This window comes from Brevundimonas sp. TSRC1-1 (genome assembly GCF_049898245.1).
In the GTDB taxonomy this organism is placed as follows: domain Bacteria; phylum Pseudomonadota; class Alphaproteobacteria; order Caulobacterales; family Caulobacteraceae; genus Brevundimonas; species Brevundimonas mediterranea_A.
Genome location: NZ_JAFCXI010000001.1, coordinates 26,998 through 47,230 on the forward strand (window position 1 = coordinate 26,998; position 20,233 = coordinate 47,230).

Consider the following 20,233-nt stretch of genomic DNA (forward strand, 5'->3'; position numbering starts at 1 on the left):
CGTAAGTACTTGCTCGTAACAGTTTTCGGGGTGAGGATTCGATGAGGATAGTTCACGTGATTACACGCCTGCTAAAGGCGGGGTCAGAAGAGAACACTCTCGCGACCTGTCTTTATCAGCTCGAACAGGGTCACCAAGTCTGGGTCGTTCACGGGGACGAGTTTGATCCCACCTATCGTGAGACCCTGCCTGCCACCCTTCGCCTCGTCGAGGTGAGCAGCATGGTGCACCCGATACGGCCGCCAAAGGACTTCCAGGCGCTGCTGGACCTTCGCCGATTATACCGGGAGATCGGCGTCGACGTCATCCACACCCACCAGAGCAAGGCCGGCATACTCGGACGCGCAGCTGCTGCGGGGCTTCGTGTGCCTGCGGTAATACACACGGTGCACATCGCGCCGTTCCTGAATGTAGGTGGCCTGACGAAGGCATTCTACGTCGTGGTCGAGCGGCTCTGCGCGAGCATTAGCGACGTGATCATCAACGTCAGCGAGGGCATGCGGGACGCGTGCCTGGAGAATGGGGTCGGCCGACCCGATCAGCAGGTCGTCATCCATTCCGGGATGCCCGTTCAGAAGTTCGCGGCGGCCAAGCCGCCGGCAGACTGGCGCGCGCGAATTGGCGGATGGGCAGGCGAGCGTCCGCGCATGATGCTGATGCTGGCCGCGTTCGAGCCTCGGAAGCGCCAGGAGGCTTTTCTTCGCGCCGCAGCGCGTCATCTGCAGGCCAATCCGAATATCGTGCTCCTGTTCGGCGGCAGCGGCATCCGAATGGCGGCGGCGAAGGACTTGGCGCAAAGCTTGGGCGTCGCCGGCCAGGTCCGCTTCCTTGGTCACGATCCTGCACCGGAGGAACTGATTGCCTTGTCGGACGTGTGCCTGCTCACGTCCGAACGTGAAGGTCTGCCGCGCGTCGCGGTTCAATACATGGCGGGCGGTCGCCCGGTTGTGATCAGCGATCTGCCAGGGATTACGGAGATCGTCCACCACGACATCAATGGACTGATCGGTCCGGCGGACGATCTGGACCAAGTCGCGAGCATGGCGTTCGGTCTGATCAACGATGCCTCGGCACTGACGCGCCTGAAAGACGGGGCGGCCAAGACCGATGTAAGCACCTGGGCGCAAGAACGCATGGGTATGGAGATTCAGCGCGCCTACGACGCCGTGCTGGCGCGGAAGGCCGGCGCGTCCGTTGTCGCCACGGCATGACGTACTTTGTTGGACGCCGTGCTTTTCGTAGAGGCGCCTTGAAATGATCCATCAGGACACTGGCCTGCACGAAGTCGGACGTCGGCGATCCAAGCTACTTTTTGCGGTCGACCACATCTTCGAGGTCACCGCCGAGGGCGAGGTGTTCACTGTCGGTGGAAAGTTTCCTTATTCGGCTTGGGAAACCTATCTGGAATCTTTCGACGAGATCGTCGTGATCTCGCGGGCGCGTCCCGCGCGGCCGGACGCGGAGCAAATCCTGTCGCGGTCCTCGGGGCCGCGCGTCAGGCATTGTCTTGTGACTGCACACCGTGGATGGAAGAGACTGTTCGCGGCTCGCAAAGATGCGGTCAGGGTTGGCCATGAGGTGGGGATGGCTGATGCGGTGATCGGACGCATACCGAGCGAGCTGGGGCTTTCAGCCGCCCGCATGGCGGCGCGTCAAGGCAAACCGTACCTGCTCGAACTCGTCGCATGTCCATGGGACGCTCTCTGGAACCACGGGTCCCCTGTGAGCCGCGCCTATGCGCCGATCCTCACCGGCAGGACCCGCGCCGCCGTCAAACGGGCGCCTTTCGTTCGCTATGTGACGGCCAGTTTCCTGCAGGGCCGCTATCCTACCAAGGGCAAGGCGACGTTCGCCTCCAATGTCATGCTGAAGCCGATCCCAGGCAATGTCTTGGAGAAGCGCAGTGAACGGTTCGAAGCTGTCAATGGCGCGACCGGGGCACCGTTGGTGCTAGGAACCATCGGCGCGCTGCAGACCAAGCTCAAGGGCGTTCACGTCGCGTTTCAGGCCTTGGCTGAGGCGAAGAGCGAGCTTCCTCCCTTTATCTACCGGGTGCTTGGCGAGGGAGATCCCGCAGAGCTGCAGGCCCAAGCCGCCGCGCTGGGCCTGAGCGGCGACGTGCAGTTCGATGGCGTTCTGCCGGCTGACGAAGTCGCCAGATGGCTAGATGCAGTCGATGTGTATCTGCAACCGAGTTTCCAGGAAGGCTTGCCGCGCGGGCTGATCGAGGCTCTAGGGCGTGGCTGTCTGGCAGCAGGATCCACCGCAGGTGGAATTCCTGAACTGCTTCCGCCGGAACGTCTGCACAAGCCTGGTGATGCCCACGGACTGGCGATCAGTCTGAAAGCGATCTGGGGTGTCATAAACGGGGGCGGTGCCCTCGACGAAGTCGCAGCGAGTTTGCGGACAGCCGCGCGATATGATCTTGGCGAGATGAAGAGGCGTCGGATCGAAGCCGTTGCGGATCTCCGGACAGCCGCGGAAGCCTGGCGGCATGGAAAGCGGGTCTGATGAGTGCCAGTCCGGAAAAGCTGCTGTCCATCCAGGTGTTGCGCGGTATCGCCGCGATGTCCGTGCTGTTTGGTCATGCCCAGACCGAAGCTGTACAGATGAGCCCAGAGTTCAGCCGCATCAATTTCGCCTGGGGCGCTGGCGTTGACCTGTTCTTCGTCATAAGCGGCTTCATCATGGTGCTGAGCAGCCAGAGACTGTTCCAGAAGTCCGATGGCGTCGCCACGTTCCTGTGGCATCGTTTTGTCCGTGTCGTGCCACTTTATTGGTTTTACACGACGCTAATGATCGTCGCCGCATTGGTCTTCGCGGATCAGTTGGAGAAAACCCGATTGAGCGCCGGCGGGATCATCTCTTCTTACCTGTTCTTCCCCCATCTCCGCTGGGACGGCGCTATCAGGCCTATCCTGAGCTTGGGCTGGACGCTGAACTACGAAATGTTCTTCTATCTCTTATTCTCTGGCACGCTGCTTCTGAGCGCAACGCGCGGGATGGTCGCCCTGCTGTGCGCCCTGGTATTGTTTGCAATTGCGGGTGCGTTATTCGCGAACCTACCGACAGCGCTGGCGTTCTGGACGGACTCAATCATTCTGGAGTTCGGAGGGGGCGCTATATTGGGCTGGCTCTATCTGAAGATTCCTCAGCGCATCGGGCTCGGAGCCTTAGCTGGCCTAACGGCAGCTGCGGGGGCTTCATTCATTCTCTTTCAGAGCATGCCAACTCTCCCGCGCTTTGTGGCGCTAGGCGTGCCCGCGACGCTACTGGTCGCTGCAGCGCTATGGGGGCGCGCGCGGGAGCCCGGCCGTATCCAACGTTGGTTTGCCAATTGGATTGGCGAAAGCTCTTACAGTATGTACCTTAGCCACCCCTTCGCCTTTGCGGTCGTAAAACTAGCTTGGCCGCTTAAGCCGGGCGAGGCGGATTGGGTGTACGTTCTAGCCGCAACGATTGTTGGAGTGGTGGGCGGGATCTTGAGCTATGTCCTAGTCGAACAACCGCTCCTTGCGCGCGCCAAGCGCGTGCGTTCGTCGCAAGCTGCACCTGCCGGAGGTAACTGAATTGTTGGCACCGCTTAATGCTCCTGCCGCTGGCGAGGTCGGGCGGCGTCCGGCTGTGCCACGATTTCAAGACTATCCGCTTTCGGCTAAATTTCACACATTCATAACTTCTTTGCTTGTTGTAGCGTTTTGGTTTCCGTCCTTAACTTCAATTGGACAGGTAAACTTAAATGTTATTTTATTGCCGCTAATTCTGCCATACGCTATTTTGCGCTGGCCCGCAGTGGACGTAAATGCGCGGCGCTTGATATATTTGCCAGTAATTTTGCTTCTCCTTGTTGCTGCTCTATCCTCACTTTCCTTCACATTTACAGAGCAGCCTTTTCTTGTTTTTAGGGTGCTCTATAGCCAAATTATCGCGCTTGCAGCGGTGGTGACTATCGTAGCCCTCTATGAGGGTCGCAGGGGGTGCGACCGCATCATTAGTTTGATGGCTTGGGGCGGATCCGCATCGTCCTTAATTGTGCTCGTGGCAAAATTTGTCCCTGCTTTAGGGGCAGTATTGTTTCGCCACGGCGACAGAACAGCCGCATTCTTCAAGCACCCGAACCAGTTCGGAATGGCGATTGCCATGATTGCCCCTGTTCTCGTTGCTCAAATGATAACGATTCCGAAGAAGAGAAAATTAAGGGTGCTACAACTTGCTTTGATATTTGTCGGTCTAGTCTTGAGTGGATCAAAGACGAATATTGGTATATTCGCGGTGGGATGTGCACTGTCTGCCGTTGGTGCGTTGGCAGTTACCGGGCAGTTGCGGCGCAATCCGCTCGTGTTGGTGCCCCTCACATTGGGCACTGCGGTAGCTGCGGTTGGAGCGACCGCGCTGCTTAGCTATCTGAATCCGCGCGCAGTCCGCTTGATGACGGCGTTTGCGACACAGGGTGAAATCCAATCGACAGGGTCGCGTAAAGTACTGTGGCAGCAGTCATTGGACGCCGGGTTGGACCGCCCATTTACAGGCGTAGGGGCAGGCCAGCCGGTAAATTTGGTCGTGGCGCATAGTCATAATGTATTCTTGGATTATTTCAGAACGATGGGGATTCCCGGCCTCGCTTTGGTGGGCGGGATTGTCTTGAGCGTATTGTCCATTTGTTTAATCGCTTCAATCAGAAGCAAATATATTGCTTCGAATTCGGATCGTTCAATAGTCCTTGCGCTTATAATAAGTTGTGTATCTTATATATTGAGCAATCAACTTTCAGACTCGTTCGGGCCGTCAACTTATCCAATATTTTGGAGCTGCGTGGCAATGCTCGCGCTAATCGCCAGCCAGGCCAGGCCAGGCCTGGCCAGGCCAGGCCAATAAGCCATTAGTGTGGATTTGTGATGCCCGATATTGCCAACCAGGGTTCAGGCTTTCGCGTTGAGATCGTTGGGCAGTAGCGACATAGCCAGCGATGGGGCTTCCCAGCACGAAAGTGCCTGTGCGAAACAAGGTGGATCTATGCAAGAGACCGACACTGCTGGAAGGGTTGCATCAAATTGGCGTTCGGACCTAAAGGCAAACTCACGCCGGCGAGGCGCTATTGGGGCGATTATCGCCTGGTGGCTTTCGCCTGGCTTCAAGGCGGTGACAATCTATCGTCTTAGCCGCGCCGCCAGAGACTATGGGCCTGTCGGAAAATTGGCGTCGCAGTTGCTTTGGCGTTGGTGCGTCGCCTCTACCGGTTGCTACATCTCGCCTCTGGCCCGCATCGGCCCAGGCCTTTCTCTGCCGCATGCTGTCGGCGTGGTCGTGGGGGAAGGGGTAGAGATCGCAGACCACGTCACCCTCTACCAGCATGTCACGCTCGGCCGCGCGCGGGAGGACGACGCTGTCTACCCCGTGGTCGGCCAAGGGGTCATCATCTATGCGGGTGCCGTGGTCGTTGGCGATGTTACCCTGGGAGCCGGCTCGGTCGTCGGCGCGAACGCGGTCGTCATTCGCGATGTCGCAGCCGGAGCCACCGCCGTGGGCTTGCCCGCCAAGTAGTATCTCTGACGATTAGGCCTTGGCGCCCCAGGATCCGGCGACGCGTTTGAGGACGACCCAGCAGACGGCTGCTGCCAACGTGTCGACCAGCACGCGCGCGACGGCCAACCCAAGAGCCTCGCCACCCAGTATGGCCAAGGGGGCGAGGCAAAGGCCAGCGAAGGCCGCCACTAGGACGATGTTCTGATACGCCTTCTCGCGATGTAGGGGCACTAAGGCGAGCGTTCCGATCATCCGGCCTGCGATCATAGCAGGGACGATGAAGAGTTGGACCGCGACGATCAGGGCGCCGCCGCGAAGATCCTCGCCGAAGGCGAAGGGGACGCCCCACGGACTTAGGATTGCACCGACGACGGCTCCCACGAGGGCGAGGGAAGAAAGCCCGAAGAACGTTTTCTTGAAGAGCCTCTGGGCTGCGGCAGCGTCGTCGCCCAGCAGCACTGTGATCCTGGGCATGATGACACGCACGACGGGAATTGTCGCATTCGCCGCAGCGGTCACGATCCTTTCGCCGACGGCGTAGAAGGCGACCTGCTGCGGCGTTGCCATTGCGCCCAACACCAGAAGACTGGCTCGATTCATGATCGGCAACGCGCCGGTGAAGCAGAAGAATCGGAAAGATTCGACCAGTTTCCCTTTCAGGCGGCCTAGAGACGGCCACCGGATACTGAGGTCCTCCAACGCGAGCACATGTCCGAAGGCCAAGATCGCCCAGATGGGGATGGCCATCATCAGGATCGCGAAACTGGGAGGCGCGCCCTGATGCACGAAGGCCAGCAGCAGGGCGAGTTGGCTGAACGAAGTGATGATCTCCAGGCCCGCCAGATGGGCGGCGCGCTCCCGGCCAATGAAGTACCAGGATGCGCTGAAGCCGTAGCCTGTCGCGAGCAGTGCTACAGAGACTACGAGCAGTGGGTCGTCTGTGATCTGGGGGGGAAGCCAGGTCCATGCCACAGCAGATCCCAAGATCACGCCCAACAGGGTCGCCATTCGGCCAGCGACGATGTCTCCGACGATCTCGCTGGCGACGATAGGCGCGGTCCTAGCTTCCGCCAGCCCTCGGACGCCCGATAGGCCGAATCCGAACTCGATCAATTGGCCCAGCATGAGCGCGGCGGCCAATGCGAGCGCGAAGATGGCGAAATCGTCCGCGCCGAAAGTGCGCGTCAGGTAAGGATAGAAGGCTAGAGGTGCTCCATACCGGAGCAACTGGGCGAGGATGGAAGCGATAAGATTCCGAGAAAATTTGGACTTCACCGATAGCGTCCTTCGGCTGGCGTAGGGCGCTTTACGAATTATAGGCGCGCCACCAGGCTACAAACTTGGGAAGCCCTTCCTTGAGGCTTACCTTAGGCTTGTAGCCGGTGACGCGATTGAGCTTCGAGACATCCGCGTAGGTCGCGGTTACATCGCCGGGCTGCATCGGGCGCATAATCTTTTGGGCTTCCTGGCCGAGTGCCTGCTCCAGAGTGGAGATCATCTCCATCAGACCGACCGGCTGACTATCGCCGATGTTGTAGACTTCATGCCCGCCATCGGCAGGAGGGCTATCCAACGCGCCGACGACCCCGTCGACGATATCGTCGATATAAGTGAAGTCGCGGGCCATTTTGCCTTCGCCATACACTTCGATCGCTTCGCCGCGCGAAATCTTCTGCGTGAAGCTAAAATAGGCCATGTCGGGTCGCCCCCAAGGGCCGTAGACCGTGAAGAACCGAAGGCCCGACTGGGGGAACCCGTAAAGCGAGGCGTAGCTCTGGCTGAGTAGTTCGCACGAGCGCTTGGTTGCTGCGTACAGAGAAACCGGTGAAACGGTCGGGTCGTCCTCGCGGAAACCTCCGCCTTCGAGCGGGCGGTTGCCGTAGACTGAACTAGATGACGCATAGACTAGGTGCTTGACGCCGTTGTGGCGGCAAGCTTCAAGGATGGAGAGATGGCCGGCGAGGTTCGAACGTTCGTAGGCGAACGGGTTCTCGATCGAGTAACGGACCCCGGCTTGCGCGGCGAGGTGCACAACGCGGTCGGCCCCGGTGTCGGTGACCAGCGCCTTTATGGCCTCGTGATCGGCAATATCGCCGCGGACCATCCGGAATTCCGGATACTTGTTAAGGATAGCGGCCCGCGCCTCTTTAAGCTTCGGGTCGTAGTAGCCGTTGAAAATATCGACGCCCACGACCTTTTCACCCCGTTCAAGCAAACGCGCCGCAACGTGCATGCCGATAAAGCCGGCTGCACCGGTAACAATCACTGTCATTGACATCCCCACCGCAAGAGCGCCGCATTGTGGACTCGCGCCGCTACCTAATAGCGTAGGCATTCATTTGAGGCGACACTGTTCTTCTGGTTGATCCTCCCTCGTTTTGGTGGGCACCCATGCTAGCTGTTCGGAGCTGGAGAGGAGTGTCTGATGAGTGTTCAACGCCGGAACTTCCCGGGTTCTTTCAAGCGCGAGGCGCTTGACCGCGTCGCCAACAGCGGCCTGAGCGTGGGTGCGGTCGCCAGGGAGTTGGGGCTGCATGAGACGGTGCTGCGTCGATGGATGACGCAGTTTGGGGTGCATGCGACGGGGTCGTCGCGGCTCCCCACAACGCAGGCGTCGTCCCCGTCCCGTCGGATATGGCGGCGAAGTTGGCCCGTTTACGGCGGGAGAACGGTCAGCTTCGGATGGAGCGAGATACCTTAAAAAAAAGCCGCGCTCACCTTGGCTTCGCCGCCCTTCGGGTCGGAGCGGCCTCCCGATGAAGTTCGGGTTCGTTGATGAGCATCGCCATGTCTGGCCGGTCCGCGTGATGTGCGCGGTCCTGGGCTTGTCGGCCAGCGGCTATTACGCCTGGCGCGGTCGCCCCGAGAGCCCGAGGTCCTTGGCCAATCGCGAGCTGACCGAGGATATCGGGCTGATCCATGCGGAGAGCAGCGGCTGCTACGGCGCGCTCCGCGTCCACGCCACCCTGCGGCGGCATGTGCGTCGGGTCGGTCGGTCCCGCGTGGAGCGGCTGATGCGCCGCGCCGGCCTGCGGGGCTTGGCGGCCTTGCCACGTCGAGCCCGGACGACGAACAGCCGCCACGGCTATCCCATCGCGCCCAACGGTCTGGCCCGGAACTTCGAGGCGGCGGCCCCAATCCAGATCTGGCTCGCCGACCTGACCTACATCCCGACCGGCGAAGGCTGGCTCTATCTCGCCGCCATCATCGACCTGCACACCCGCAAGATTGTCGGCTGGTCCATGCGCCAGACCCTGCACACCGAGATCGCTCTGGACGCTCTCAACATGGCCGTCGAACGCCAGCGCCCCGCGCCAGGGCTGATCCATCATTCGGATCGCGGGATCCAATACGCCGCTGAAGCCTATCGATCAGCCCTGGCCCGATACGGCATCCCCCCGTCGATGAGCCGAAAGGGCGACTGCTGGGGTAATGCTCCCGTGGAGAGCTTCTTCCATACCTCAAAACCGAGCGCGTCCATGACCGTGTCTACGCCATCCGAGATTAGGCCCGTCGGGACCTGTTCGGACACATCAAGGGCTTCTACAATCCCCGTCGCCTGCACTCGTCACTGGGCTATATCAGCCCCGCCGAGGCCGAACGCAGAGCGGCTTAACCCCGTCCACTTTTGCGAGGGTAGATCACCCTTTCCAAAGGAGAGCCGTCCACACATGGCGCTTTTACGACTAAGCCGCAAAGATCAGCTGTGGTGTTAGGTATCGACCCAATCGAGCTCCCGCACCCAAACAAAACAGCCGCTGAGCATAACGCTCAGCGGCTTTTTGCTGGCCGAAGTCCGCCTACAAGGATGTCAACGACGATGTATCGAGGGTTCGAGCGAGGCTCTACCAAGAGTATCTTGGCTAAATCCGGGTGTTCAATCGCCGTACAGCTTAGAAAGAGACCGGTGCAGGCGGTGAGCGTCTCTCGAGGACAATCTCGGCACGCCGATTAAGGGGATCGGGCGTCAAGAGCCCGGCGACCATCGGCTGGGTCACGCCCTTTCCTTCAAGCGAGACGAGCGCGCCATTCACACCCATGGCCACAAGCGCGTCCGCGACGGTGCGCGCACGACGGTTCGACACGCCCAGCGTATAGGAGGCGGTCCCGTCTCTCGGGTCTCCATGACCGACGATCAAGATCCGCGTCACTGTCGGATCCGCCTTGATCCGATCCGCCAGAGCCCTGACCAGCAGCTGCGCCTCGGCAGTCAGGTCGGTCCGGTCCCAGTCGAAGAAGACAAGGCTGGGCGCCGGCGCGACGGACTTGATGTCCTTGCAATACGGTCGATACGCGTCGGGCTCGCAGGCCACCGCCGAGAGATAGGCGCTGGCTTCGATGATGGCGGACAGGGAGACGGCAATATTAACGTCGTTTGGATTGGCGAGGCCGCCAAGCGTCCCGGACGAGTGCAAGCCCACGGCAAGGAAGTTGCGGACGCCTGCGGCCTCACCCTCAGCCTCGCCGTACAACAAGACGGGCGCGCCGGAGCTGCCGCCGCGCGTATCGCAGCGGTGGTAGAGATAGATGTCGAGACCGGAGGGCTGGTCGAACACCCGGCAGGACGCGTCCTTCAGTAACAGTTTGGAGTGACCGTAGGCGTGGTGGATCATGAACAGAGGCGTCCCCGGCGCCGCGCCCCCATCCCGCGCCACCCGGATGACCCCAAGGCGCTCGCCCGGCGCGGGGGCGTTCGCCGCGATTGGGAGCAGTCGCGCCAGCGTGTAGTCGAGGTCCGGGTTGGCTTCGAGCACCTGCCCGACCGTGTACCGGGCGCCGGTGGCGCCGATCTCGTCGAACTGAAAGGTGACCGTGGCCGAGACGTATCTGAACCCGGCTTCCCGCGTCGCGCGTGGAAGGCCGGGCAGGCAGTGCCAAGCGGTCATGATCACATCAGGTCCCACCAGCCAGGCCGTGCAGGGGATGGTCTGCGGGCCCATTGTGAGCGGTCCCCGCGCGATGACCTCGAGATAGCCGACCGGCTGGCCGGCCTCCGCGAACCACGTGCCCTGATAGGCGGGGATTTCCTCGGACTGCATCTGAACGCCGAGGATAAGCGGGCTGTTCGGCAAGGCCACCTGTGGTGTCATCGCCGGCCCTTGCACGGCGAGACCTTGTGGGTCTGCCTGAGCCAAGGCAGCGGACGCCAAGGTCCAGACGCTAGCCGCAGCCGCCAGGGTCAGACGCATCAGCTCAACGCCGGAGGAGTTTGACGTCGACGACCAACGAGGTCGCATTGTCGGCGCCGCCGGTAGTCAGCACCGCCGCCTGGGCGCCCGTGGATGCATTGACCGGTGCGAGCTGGACTTGGGGCCGGCGGAACAGGCCGTCATTCTCGGCGGCCGGATTGAACGTTCCGCTCGGGAATGGGCAGGTGGGCAGGCTGCTGGTCATGGATACGACCGCCGACGGCGTCTGCGCCGCAACCTGTGTGGCGACATATGCATTGGAGGTGAACTCCAGCGCCTGATTGGAACTGTGACGGCAGGGGAGGAACCTGAGCCTAAGCGTGTCCATGCCGCCGCTGGTGGTGAATCGATAGAAGCCGTTCCGAGCCTTTTCGGGAAGGGTCAGGGCGCTGGCCGTCGAGCCGCTGAGGAGAACGCCCTCGAGCAGGGTCTCCGAGGTGTCGTCTATCGACCATATCTGCAGATAGCCCGGAGCGTTATAGGCCATGAAAAGGATGACGCCTTCGTTCTGGGCATACTGGGTGTCGGGGGTGGCGGCCGTTACTGTCGTCTGCGCGCCGGTCCCGGAGACCTTGAGGATCTTGAACTGGAGGCCGGGTTTGGCGGCGTCCACCCCAGCCTGGGCGGGGAAGGGGGCTGTTCCGCCGGTCGGCGCCGACGCCGCCGGGCAGAGGCCGGCGCTCCTCGCCATCGCGGTCACCGTTGCGGCGGATTGGGGACCCGTCACGGCCTCGATTGCGACCCCGCCCAAGGTGCAGAAGACCTGTCGGAAGTCGATGCCGAGCGCCTGCTCGACCTGTTCCGGCTGCGCTTGCAGAGCGGGCGTTTGAGCGGCCGCCGGAGTAGCGAAGGCCAGTACAAGAACGGCGATGCAGCGTGAACGCATCCAAAAATGTCTCATCAGACTCCCTCAGATAGCCTCGATATATGAGCTGACATCCAGCTTGAGCACAAGCGCTCACGGTTGTCCCTACGTGTTCCGGACTGAAACAGCTCGACCGTTGGCAACCGGCGTTGGGAGGCGCGGGCTTCACATTCCATCAGCATCGGTAAGCTAGAAGGGGGGCGTGACGCTGAATATGATCAAGCTCGCCAATGGCCTGAAGACGCGGGTGCTCGACACGCGCGGCGACAAGCCGACCCTGGTGCTGATCCACGGCCTCGCCAACGCGATCGAGATCTGGAGTCGGGTCCTGCCTCGGCTGACCGAGCGCTTCCGCGTGATCGCCTTCGATCTGCCGGGGTTTGGTCAGGCGGACCGGCCTGTCGCGGCCTATGATTCGGCGTTCTTCGTCGAACAACTGAAGACCTTGTTCGATACGCTCCAAATAGGCCGTGCGCACCTCGTGGGCAGTTCCCTCGGAGCCAGCGTGATCGTGCGCTTCTCCGACGAGAACCTGGAGCGGATCGACAGGGCCGTGCTAGCCGCGCCCGGTGGTTTCGGGCGTGAGACTCATCCAATGATGCGGTTTCCGGCGCTGCCGATCGTCGGCGACTGGGTGGGCCGGCCGACGCCCGCCAACAATAGGCTTACCTTGCGTCTTGCGATCCATGACAGGCGCAAGGTGACGCCCGAACTGATTGAGCAAACCAATCAGTATGCCCGCGTGCGCGGGAGTGATCTGTCATTCGTGCGGACGCTTCAGACGGGGGTGGGCTTGTTCGGGGTGCGGGAACGCGACAGTTTTGAATTGCTGGCCCGCCGGTTCGCACGTCCGGCCCTCGTGGTCTGGGGGCGTCAGGATCGGGTCTTTCCGACGCGCCAGAGCGAGCGCGCCGCGATGCTGTTGCCCCTTTCGGAGCGGCTTCTAATCGACCATTGCGGTCATTATCCGCACTGGGAACAGCCCGAGGTGTTTGCAACCGCGGTTGACCGCTTTCTCAGCAAGGGGACTCAAGCATGAAGGCGCGTATCGGTCTGAGCCTGTGCCTTCTGCTTCTGGCGGCGTCCGCGCCGCTCGAGAGGGCGCCGGTCAGTGGGGCTGAAATCTTCGCTCTGGACGATTTCGGGGCGGTGAACTTCAGGGCGTTGAATACGGTGGCGGTGCCGTGGAAATTGGTCGCGGCGGCCTTGGTGCTGGACGATCCTCAGGGCGGAGATGTCAGCCAGGCGCACCTCAAGGCGCGGCTTCAGACCTTCGGCTTCCTTTGGCCCGACCGTATCGACGGCGCTGACGTGCCGATCATGCCTAACCGCGATCATCCGCTGGGGATAAGCGTCGGCGAAGTCACACCAGGCCTGCCGCCTGTAAAGGTGACGGTCGGCAATCTGGGTTGCGCGTCATGCCATGCGGGGCCTGCCTACGCCGCCGACGGCATGCCGCGACCGGAGATCGCTTGGCTGGGCGCGCCGAACACCAGTCTGGATCTGGAAGCCTACACCCGGGCCGTGACCTCAGCCCTGAAACGCCGGACAGGCGATAAGGCCGAGCTTCTGAAGGCGGTTCGGACGCTCTTTCCCGAGACCGATACGTGGGAGATGGCCAGTCTGCGCTGGGCGGTCGTTCCGCTGGCCCGCCATCGACTGGCGGCCGTGAAGGATGGCGGCAGTCCCCTCCCGTTCATCAACGGCTCGCCGGGTCTGACGAATGGGGTCGCCGCGCTGAAGTTGCAAAGCCACGCGCGCTCCGACGCCGTCGAGGCGGGCTTCACCTCGATCCCGGAGCTCGCCGACCGCAGTTTCCGCTCGGCGTTGCTTTATGACGGAGCCTATGCCCCTCGGGGGCATCCGCGCTGGCGGCCGATGGGGCGCGAGGATTTGACGCCGGCGCATCGGGACCGGCTTGCGGCCATCGCCAGCTTCTTCACCGTACCCAGCATGGGGCAGGCCCCGCGAGCGGCCCACCGTGAGATCCCGTCGGCGGAGCGCGCCTTCATGTGGCTGGAAACGCGGCGACCACAGGCCTTCCCAGGATTGATCGATCGCGTTCGCGTAGCCAGGGGAGCGGTGGTCTATGCGCGTGCTTGTTCCTCCTGCCATGGCGTCTATTCGGGCCCAGCGGAACGCCCGCGTCTTGCACGTTTCCCGAACTGGCACGGGAATGTGGGTTCCGACCCGGCACGCGCGGCGGCCTTCACCACCGATCTCAGGCGCTACGCCTCCTCCGGTGGTTATGGCGAGGTCATGGACGCCCGGCCGACCGGTCAATACGCCGCGACACTCCTTTCCGGCATCTGGGCGACCGCGCCCTATATGCACAATGGGTCAGTGCCGACGCTGGCGCAGTTCCTGCTGGTCGAACCCCGATCCGATCGGTTTCTGGTAGGGGGGCATCGGCTGGATCTCGAGGCCGTCGGTATCGCGGGGCAGGAACATGGCGGCGTCCGCGTCTATCCTGAAGGCTATCAGCCGTGGTCGCAGCCGGCCCTGTTCGACACCCGTATGCCCGGCCGATCCAATCGCGGTCACGAAGCCCAGGTCGAGGGCCTGACGGTCGCGGAACGCTGGGACCTGATCGAATATCTGAAGGGGCTCTAGCTCAGACGATCAGGGCGTCCAGTCCAAGGCGAGGCTTGGGCGGCAGGTCGCGAACCGGGGCGATCCCAAGCCGGAAGGCGGTGATCAGGCGACGATCGACGCCTACGCCGAAATCCACCTGCAGGCGTGCGCGTGCGTCTGAATCGTCCGCCAGAACCGCCATCGGCGCAGCCGACAGCCCGGCCTGGGTGAAGCCGAGCCAGGCGCGATGAAACCGTCTTCCTGTGTCGAACGACGCTTCGTTCGCCGGGCGATGGAACAGGACGAGGGCCAAGGCGCTGCGCACCACCGCCGCCTCGGCGACCAGGGCGCCGGCCAGACCGACCCGGTCCAGTGTCTCGAACACGCCGTGTCTCAGCACGATCCCGGCGCCGGCGGCTTCAATCCCGGACATTTCCATGGCCTCTGCATTCAGCCCGTCGAGCGACCAGGACGGGTGGCGTCGCGACAGCCGCATCCACGACACCAGTTCCGCACGATAGGCGGCGTTGCGGAACCAGCGCAGGCTGGCCTCATCGTAAAGGCGCGCCAATTCGGCGATGGGCTTCGGGGCTTGGACAACGATCAGGTCTTCGCTCTGTTCCAAACGGGCCAGCGCGGCATGGGCGCCCGCGCCGGCCTTGAACTTTCCGCGATAGGTGCGCCGCTGGGTCAGGAAGGCCGCCAGCGGATCGGAAACCTCGCCAGAGCGAACCGTCAGTTTCGCGACGTGGACCCCGTCATGTTCGACGTCGACGATCAGGCCGCGCCGCCCGGCGGCCAGGCAGAACCCTTCCACCGCTGAGCCGTGGCTGACGTTCAGGTCGCGGCCTTCGGGATCGCCGACGGGCAGCCTGCGGCTTTCGTCCTCAAGCACCTGAACCCGGCCGTCGGGCGTAAGCCGCCACCGTGTCGGCTGGGTATTGTGGACACTGGGAGACAGGGATGCCTCGGCAACCAGCGCCCGGAACATTTCGGCGTCCAGCGTCATCGCAGGTCTTTCCTGAACAGATTCAGTCGCTGAAGTCGGCGCGCGCCCAGCTTCTCCATCTGCCGCAACGAGGCGGTGTTCTCGTCCGCGATCCAGGTGACGCCGCATTGTTTGTAGCCGCCCGCGAACAGCGCCTTGATCACCTGATGCAGCATGGCGCCGTTCAGTCCCTGACCGTGAAGGGCGCGCTTGACCGAATAGAAGATGATCACCGCGCGCCGCCGCTTCAGCCTCTCGCGGATGAAATGAACCAGGGTCATCGGTCCCATTCGGCCGCGCGTCGCCTTCTGGAACGGGTTCAGATCCGGGATGCAGATCACCACACCCGCAGGCTCGCCTTTGTAGTGGACGACGCAGGCGATGCGGGGATCCACGATCCACATCATCTCTCCGGCCTGGAAATAGAACTCGGCCTGGGTCAGGGGCACGAACATCGGGTTGTCGCTGAAGCCGTCATTGAGGCATTGCCGGGCCTCCTCGAACCGGGCCTTAAAGTCGCGGCGGCTGATGGGCTTCCAACTCCAGTCGGGGTCCGACAGCACCGCGCGCTGCTTGTCGCCCAACAAGGCGTCTGCGGTCTTCGGCCCGACATCGAACTCGAAGGTCGACATCGGAAACACCGGCGCATAGCCGCAAGATTCCAGCAGGCGCGGCAGATGCGGGGCGCCCCAGATCATGTCGGTATAGGGCTGGTTTTCGACCCCCTCGGTCAGGATGCCGGCCTGTTGCATGGCCGTCAGGTTGAAGGCGCCGACAAGCTCGTCGCAGCCTTCGATCCGTGCAAAAGTTTCTGCCGCATCGAACAACGCTCGCGCGGTTTCGACACTGTCCTCGCAGTCGAAATAGCCGAACTGACAGCGCCGTGTGCCGTGGCGCGCATTCGAGGATGGATGGGTGTGGGCCGTCAGCCGCCCGACCGGACGCTCATCCCGCCAGGCGGTGAAGAAGGTCAGGCGTCCGCCGTCGTCGCGCATCAGGGGGTTGCGAGCCGGATCCAGATACCGCTCCAGATCGGCGCGCATCGGCGTCACATACGGGTTGTCGGGGGAGTAGATTTCGAACGGAACCCGGAAGAAGCCTTCCAGATCGCCCTCGCGAAGGTCCAAGGTCGGGGCGGTCATGGACGCCTCCCCGTCGTCAGCCGCGCCATTCGGAAGGCGAGGCCGAGATCGATCTCGGCTTCGGTGTTGCGCAGCAGATCCGGCAACCGGACCAGACCGATCCTAACCGGCGACCGGCTCAGAAGCCCGACATGGGTAGCGTCCGATCGCGCCAGAAGATCCAGCAGCGGCTCGCGTTCGGCCTCATTGATCGTCCCTACACCGGCCTGTAGGGCGGCGGCGCTCCACAAAGGCTGGCGATCCAGCGTCTGCGCCATCGCCTCGGGGCGATAATCGGCGAGATCCTGTTCGGACAGCACCGCCAGGTCCTTCAGCATCGGCTCCTTGGTCAGTTCACCCAGGAAGCCGTCGAGGGATTGGGTGTTCGCCGAGGCCATGCGCTGGCGCAGACTGGTGCGCCGACCGGCGGCGCCGAACGGCTGGATGCGGACTACCAGGGTCATGGTGATTAGCGCGGCGCCCACCAGGGCGAAGAGGCGAACCCGGTCGTCGAGCGCGCCGACATCCAACTGTTCGATCAGGCCGCAGGTCAGGGCCAGGGTCGTCGCCACGATCACAGCGGCGTCGATCCAGACGTCACGCGCATCGTTGACCCCGTTCGACAGGGCCAGCAGAACGATCACGAGGGCGGCGATGGGGCTGAAACCGATGGGCGAGGCCACAAGTTCGGAAAAGTCCGTTCCGATCAGCGGAATGACGATGGCCAAGCCGACGGCGAGGCGGCGAACGGCGCCGTTCTCGGCGCGGGACAGGGCCTTGCGATCCCTCGCCCACAATAGGATCAAGATGGCGACCAGAGATGATAGAATGATCGCGGCCAGTGCGAGGCGCGACCCGAAGGCGACGTGGCTGGTCGTGAACAGAGCGAAACCCAAACCCAGGACGGAGGCCGCGAAGACGGCGATCTTCATAGCGCGCGGCGCGTGACGGCGAAGAAGCCCTTCGGCCAGTAGGAGGGCCGCAAGGGGGGCGAGCGATATGGCGGCGTATGTCGCGCCTTCGAAGATCGGCAGGCCTGTCCGGACGGCCAGACTGCGAACGCCGTAGAACACGGACATGACGCCGAATAGAAACACCAGCCTCGGCGTCAAGGGACCGCCGACACGGCGCACGAGCAGGGCCGCGACATAGGCCGCCAGACCCGCCGCCGCAAAGCCGTCGAGCAGGGCCTGGGTCTCGACGCGGATCATGCGGCGCCCTTCAGAAGTCGGGCCATAAAGGCGCGCACGACCAGGCCCTTTATGGCAGCGACGGGTGCCCACAACGGCCTTTCGGTCCGCCCAGCGAACGCATTGAGGAACCAGCCTCGGCAGTTGGTTCTGGATCGGCGGCCCATCAGCAGCCACAGGGCTTCATAGGCCATCAGGCAGCCGGTCGAGATCACCATCGGCGCAAAAGACATCCGCTTGGCCGTTCCGGCGGCTAGGGCGGCGGCGGCGTCTAGATCGACGTGACGGGCGGACGACGAATGGACCATGACGTATTCAAGTTCCTTCATGAAGCCTGCCCGCAGGTCTTCCGGTCGAATCGCGTCCAGCGCCTTGCCGCGCGTCGGATACCTGAGGCGTTCTTCGGGACGCGGGTCGGAGGGGCGCACCACGATCACTGAGGGCAGGGGAGAGGCGTAAGCGTCGATCACGGTCGCCCCCGCCGCCTTGGCGGCGCGATACAGGGCGATGCCGGCGGCGATGTCATCGGTTCCGTTGACGATTACCGGATAGCGCGCCGCCAGGTCCGCGACCTCATCCACCCACTCTGCGCCCAGGCGCTCGATCTCGACCTCGGGATTGATGCGCCGCGCCGCCACGCAGGCGGCCGATGCCTTGTCATGCCCGACGGTGTCGGTGAAAGCGAACACCTGACGGTTCATGTTGGAGGTTTCGAAAACGTCTATGTCGCAGACCGCGAACCGTCCGACGCCAGCGCGGACCAGGGCCAGGAAGCAGGCTCCCCCCATGCCGCCGACGCCCGCGACGAATACGGCGCCACTTCTCAGGGCCGCCTGCTCCGCCTCGGTGACGAAGCCGAGATTGCGGGTGGTGAATTCGGCGTAGTCGAAGGCCGTCACGTCTTCCATGCGCGCAAACTTCCCCAGGGTTGAGTGTGATCGAGCCAGTGCACCAGCGGCAGCAGGGCCGCCTGGATCATCAGTAGAGCGAACCGACCTAGCAGGCCGGGAACGGTGTGGGGCGGGGCCACCTTGGCGAGGTAACGGCTGGCGGCGCGCATATCGATCTGGCCGATCTGAAGCAGGTCGTCGCCCCGGCCGTAGTCCAGTTCTGCGACGCAGAGGTCGTTGTAAAGCGCGTCGCGGTGTTTGGCCGCGCTTTCGAAGGTCTTTTTTAGTTCGTCCGAACCGCCGGTATAGGCGTCGGTGATCACGAACCGATCCGCATCGAAACCGGCCTCGTCGCCGACGCCGAAGGCGTGACGCCAGTGGCCCATGATCTGGCGCGCCAGTCGCTCGTGGTGGAAGGATCGTCGCGCGGTCGGCCTGCCGGGATAGACGTCGGAAAAGGTCTCGGCGACCATGCCGACGACGGCCGGCACCTGGGTCACGCTGGACACCCAGACGGCCCGGCATTGCCGGCGCACGAACAGCAGGACGCAGGTCAGGCCATAGAGGGTGGCTGAAAGACCGCTACCCCGCACATCGGGCCGCACCATGACCAGGCCCAGGTGCAGGATCTCAACCGCCCGACCGCCCAGGTCGGCGTCCAGAATGGCCAGGGCGTTAAATGCGACCGGTCTCCCGCCGCGCTTCTCGTAGACGACCGTCAGCACTGTCCGGGACAAAGTCTCCGGATCGCCGGAGAATATTCCATAGGTCAGGTCGCGGTCGCCCAGAACGCTGCGGGCGATGGATCTCACGTCCTCGACCAGGGCGACGAGATCGGTCTGCGCCAGACCCATGCCCGGCCGCTCGACAATCCGCGAGCGCAGGCCCGGGCCTGCGCCCACGGTCGTGTCCAGCAATCGGAGCGTCACAGGCTTGCTCATGGGGGCGATCTCGCTTCAGAATTTGCTTCTAAGCACGTGCGACCTTCGCCTTTATGAACATCGAACGACTGGCGACCACCAACAGTCCTATTCCACGCGGGGCTGGCCGTGGCTCGTCGGTGACCAGGGCGTCAAACCTGAGGTGAGCGTTCAGGCGTGGACGACGGCCGCGCTTCGATCCGGACGGCGTGTGGCCCGTCGCGCCAGGATGATCATTCCAATTGACGTCAGGATGGGGCCGGCGGCCATGAAGCCGCGCAGCCGTTCCGCTGTCGCATCCGGATGGATTGCGACGGCGACGATCAGCACCCCCAGCGCCAGAGTGATCTTCGCCAAGGCGCTGAAGACGGCGAAGGCCAGGCCTTGGCGGTCGGCCGGAAGACGGGACGCTAGGGTCGCTGAAACTGGCCCACTTCGCCATCCCCAAACCGCCGTTGCCCAGGCCGAACAGCCAGGCGCCGGCGATGAAGGGTCAAACGGCGCCAGAACGAAGACGACGCCCATGGGGGACGGCTGATCCGAATGGGCGCAAGGCGGCGACGACTTTGCTGATGATCGGTGATAAGAACACGTCAATGCTCACACCTCTGCGGGTCATGGTCAGTCGATTTGGCTTCGTCAGCGTCCTGCTGCTGACGCTGGCCTTTGCCGTGCCCGCTTTCGAAACCCACGCCTGCGCGGTCCAGCCTGCATCCGTCGAAGCGGCATCTCTGGCCGACGCCGCCGGCGATCGCCAGTGCCCCGACTGCGGGCCTGCGTGCGCCAACGGCTGCTGCCACGCGCCGCATTCGGCCGTGTCCAACGACATGGCCACGCCGCGTTTCATTGCGGTCTTCGGCCGACCCCACGCCTGGAGCGACAGCGTCGCCTCACCGCTCGGGCGGCCTGACGGTCCTGAGCGCCCTCCCAGAACCTGATCCTCGGCCGGACCCGGCGTCCGGCCCTGACTGAG

The 20,233-nt window shown here is 63.1% G+C and carries 18 protein-coding genes and 1 pseudogene; 9 read left to right on the forward strand and 10 right to left on the reverse strand.

Annotation, left to right across the window (positions count from 1 at the left end; all coding sequences use genetic code 11):
- Positions 1 to 56: 56 nt before the first annotated feature.
- From ACP7CK_RS00150 to ACP7CK_RS00170, 5 genes are all read left to right on the forward strand, one after another.
- On the forward strand, positions 57 to 1,211 hold the full coding sequence (locus tag ACP7CK_RS00150) for a glycosyltransferase (protein WP_426024753.1): 1,155 nt from the start codon (positions 57 to 59) through the stop codon (positions 1,209 to 1,211).
- Positions 1,212 to 1,254: 43 nt separating this feature from the next.
- Positions 1,255 to 2,511, forward strand: a complete 1,257-nt coding sequence (locus ACP7CK_RS00155) for a glycosyltransferase family 4 protein (protein WP_426024754.1) — start codon at positions 1,255 to 1,257, stop codon at positions 2,509 to 2,511.
- Entirely contained in the window at positions 2,511 to 3,569 is a 1,059-nt protein-coding gene (locus tag ACP7CK_RS00160; RefSeq protein WP_426024755.1) for an acyltransferase family protein, read from the forward strand. Before ACP7CK_RS00155 ends, ACP7CK_RS00160 begins: the two co-directional genes overlap by 1 nt.
- A 1-nt stretch (position 3,570) precedes the next feature.
- Positions 3,571 to 4,875, forward strand: coding sequence for an O-antigen ligase family protein (locus tag ACP7CK_RS00165; protein WP_426024756.1), 1,305 nt, complete (start codon positions 3,571 to 3,573; stop codon positions 4,873 to 4,875).
- A 138-nt stretch (positions 4,876 to 5,013) separates the two neighbouring features.
- Positions 5,014 to 5,541, forward strand: a complete 528-nt coding sequence (locus tag ACP7CK_RS00170) for a serine O-acetyltransferase (RefSeq protein ID WP_426024757.1) — start codon at positions 5,014 to 5,016, stop codon at positions 5,539 to 5,541.
- A 12-nt stretch (positions 5,542 to 5,553) separates the two neighbouring features.
- On the opposite strand, the gene ACP7CK_RS00175 is transcribed toward ACP7CK_RS00170, so the two are convergent.
- On the reverse strand, positions 5,554 to 6,798 hold the full coding sequence (locus ACP7CK_RS00175; protein WP_426024758.1) for an oligosaccharide flippase family protein: 1,245 nt from the start codon (positions 6,796 to 6,798) through the stop codon (positions 5,554 to 5,556).
- A gap of 31 nt (positions 6,799 to 6,829) precedes the next feature.
- Positions 6,830 to 7,801, reverse strand: a complete 972-nt coding sequence (locus ACP7CK_RS00180) for an SDR family NAD(P)-dependent oxidoreductase (protein ID WP_426024759.1) — start codon at positions 7,799 to 7,801, stop codon at positions 6,830 to 6,832.
- A gap of 147 nt (positions 7,802 to 7,948) precedes the next feature.
- Here ACP7CK_RS00180 and ACP7CK_RS00185 point away from each other — a divergent pair.
- Positions 7,949 to 9,139 (forward strand): annotated as a pseudogene (locus tag ACP7CK_RS00185) (IS3 family transposase).
- A 277-nt stretch (positions 9,140 to 9,416) separates the two neighbouring features.
- Here ACP7CK_RS00185 and ACP7CK_RS00190 read toward each other — a convergent pair.
- Positions 9,417 to 10,712, reverse strand: a complete 1,296-nt coding sequence (locus ACP7CK_RS00190) for a trypsin-like peptidase domain-containing protein (RefSeq protein ID WP_426024760.1) — start codon at positions 10,710 to 10,712, stop codon at positions 9,417 to 9,419.
- A gap of 4 nt (positions 10,713 to 10,716) precedes the next feature.
- A complete protein-coding gene (locus ACP7CK_RS00195; RefSeq protein ID WP_426024761.1) occupies positions 10,717 to 11,598 on the reverse strand; it encodes a hypothetical protein in 882 nt (293 codons plus the stop codon).
- Positions 11,599 to 11,791: 193 nt separating this feature from the next.
- Between ACP7CK_RS00195 and ACP7CK_RS00200 the strand changes: the two genes are divergently transcribed.
- Positions 11,792 to 12,616, forward strand: a complete 825-nt coding sequence (locus ACP7CK_RS00200) for an alpha/beta fold hydrolase (RefSeq protein WP_426024762.1) — start codon at positions 11,792 to 11,794, stop codon at positions 12,614 to 12,616.
- Positions 12,613 to 14,190, forward strand: a complete 1,578-nt coding sequence (locus ACP7CK_RS00205) for a hypothetical protein (protein WP_426024763.1) — start codon at positions 12,613 to 12,615, stop codon at positions 14,188 to 14,190. The genes ACP7CK_RS00200 and ACP7CK_RS00205 overlap by 4 nt, the downstream gene beginning before the upstream one ends.
- Before the next feature lies 1 nt (position 14,191).
- Here ACP7CK_RS00205 and ACP7CK_RS00210 read toward each other — a convergent pair whose 3' ends face one another.
- The 6 genes from ACP7CK_RS00210 to ACP7CK_RS00235 form a co-directional block, all read right to left on the reverse strand.
- Entirely contained in the window at positions 14,192 to 15,160 is a 969-nt protein-coding gene (locus ACP7CK_RS00210; RefSeq protein WP_426024764.1) for a hypothetical protein, read from the reverse strand.
- Positions 15,157 to 16,281: a GNAT family N-acetyltransferase gene (locus ACP7CK_RS00215; protein WP_426024765.1), complete on the reverse strand. Its 1,125-nt coding sequence runs from the start codon at positions 16,279 to 16,281 to the stop codon at positions 15,157 to 15,159. Before ACP7CK_RS00215 ends, ACP7CK_RS00210 begins: the two co-directional genes overlap by 4 nt.
- Positions 16,278 to 17,471: a hypothetical protein gene (locus tag ACP7CK_RS00220; protein ID WP_426024766.1), complete on the reverse strand. Its 1,194-nt coding sequence runs from the start codon at positions 17,469 to 17,471 to the stop codon at positions 16,278 to 16,280. Before ACP7CK_RS00220 ends, ACP7CK_RS00215 begins: the two co-directional genes overlap by 4 nt.
- Positions 17,468 to 18,358 carry a HesA/MoeB/ThiF family protein gene (locus ACP7CK_RS00225; RefSeq protein ID WP_426024767.1) on the reverse strand — a complete coding sequence of 297 codons (891 nt, stop codon included), beginning with the start codon at positions 18,356 to 18,358 and terminating at the stop codon, positions 17,468 to 17,470. The genes ACP7CK_RS00220 and ACP7CK_RS00225 overlap by 4 nt, the downstream gene beginning before the upstream one ends.
- On the reverse strand, positions 18,346 to 19,281 hold the full coding sequence (locus ACP7CK_RS00230; protein WP_426024768.1) for a hypothetical protein: 936 nt from the start codon (positions 19,279 to 19,281) through the stop codon (positions 18,346 to 18,348). Before ACP7CK_RS00230 ends, ACP7CK_RS00225 begins: the two co-directional genes overlap by 13 nt.
- Positions 19,282 to 19,431: 150 nt before the next feature.
- Entirely contained in the window at positions 19,432 to 19,617 is a 186-nt protein-coding gene (locus ACP7CK_RS00235; protein WP_426024769.1) for a hypothetical protein, read from the reverse strand.
- A gap of 209 nt (positions 19,618 to 19,826) precedes the next feature.
- On the opposite strand from ACP7CK_RS00235, the gene ACP7CK_RS00240 reads away from it, so the two are divergent.
- Positions 19,827 to 20,198 (forward strand): hypothetical protein, encoded by a 372-nt coding sequence (locus tag ACP7CK_RS00240; protein ID WP_426024770.1) that lies wholly within the window; start codon positions 19,827 to 19,829, stop codon positions 20,196 to 20,198.
- Positions 20,199 to 20,233 lie beyond the last annotated feature (35 nt).

Excerpts from the sequence above, each read along its gene's own strand:
- ACP7CK_RS00155 (WP_426024754.1), top strand. The coding sequence starts at position 1,255 with ATGATCCATCAGGACACTGGCCTGCACGAAGTCGGACGTCGGCGATCC.
- ACP7CK_RS00160 (WP_426024755.1), top strand. The coding sequence starts at position 2,511 with ATGAGTGCCAGTCCGGAAAAGCTGCTGTCCATCCAGGTGTTGCGCGGT.
- ACP7CK_RS00170 (WP_426024757.1), top strand. The coding sequence starts at position 5,014 with ATGCAAGAGACCGACACTGCTGGAAGGGTTGCATCAAATTGGCGTTCG.
- ACP7CK_RS00180 (WP_426024759.1), bottom strand. The coding sequence starts at position 7,801 with ATGTCAATGACAGTGATTGTTACCGGTGCAGCCGGCTTTATCGGCATG.
- ACP7CK_RS00190 (WP_426024760.1), bottom strand. The coding sequence starts at position 10,712 with ATGCGTCTGACCCTGGCGGCTGCGGCTAGCGTCTGGACCTTGGCGTCC.
- ACP7CK_RS00195 (WP_426024761.1), bottom strand. The coding sequence starts at position 11,598 with ATGCGTTCACGCTGCATCGCCGTTCTTGTACTGGCCTTCGCTACTCCG.
- ACP7CK_RS00200 (WP_426024762.1), top strand. The coding sequence starts at position 11,792 with ATGATCAAGCTCGCCAATGGCCTGAAGACGCGGGTGCTCGACACGCGC.
- ACP7CK_RS00205 (WP_426024763.1), top strand. The coding sequence starts at position 12,613 with ATGAAGGCGCGTATCGGTCTGAGCCTGTGCCTTCTGCTTCTGGCGGCG.
- ACP7CK_RS00210 (WP_426024764.1), bottom strand. The coding sequence starts at position 15,160 with ATGACGCTGGACGCCGAAATGTTCCGGGCGCTGGTTGCCGAGGCATCC.
- ACP7CK_RS00215 (WP_426024765.1), bottom strand. The coding sequence starts at position 16,281 with ATGACCGCCCCGACCTTGGACCTTCGCGAGGGCGATCTGGAAGGCTTC.
- ACP7CK_RS00220 (WP_426024766.1), bottom strand. The coding sequence starts at position 17,471 with ATGATCCGCGTCGAGACCCAGGCCCTGCTCGACGGCTTTGCGGCGGCG.
- ACP7CK_RS00225 (WP_426024767.1), bottom strand. The coding sequence starts at position 18,358 with ATGGAAGACGTGACGGCCTTCGACTACGCCGAATTCACCACCCGCAAT.
- ACP7CK_RS00230 (WP_426024768.1), bottom strand. The coding sequence starts at position 19,281 with ATGAGCAAGCCTGTGACGCTCCGATTGCTGGACACGACCGTGGGCGCA.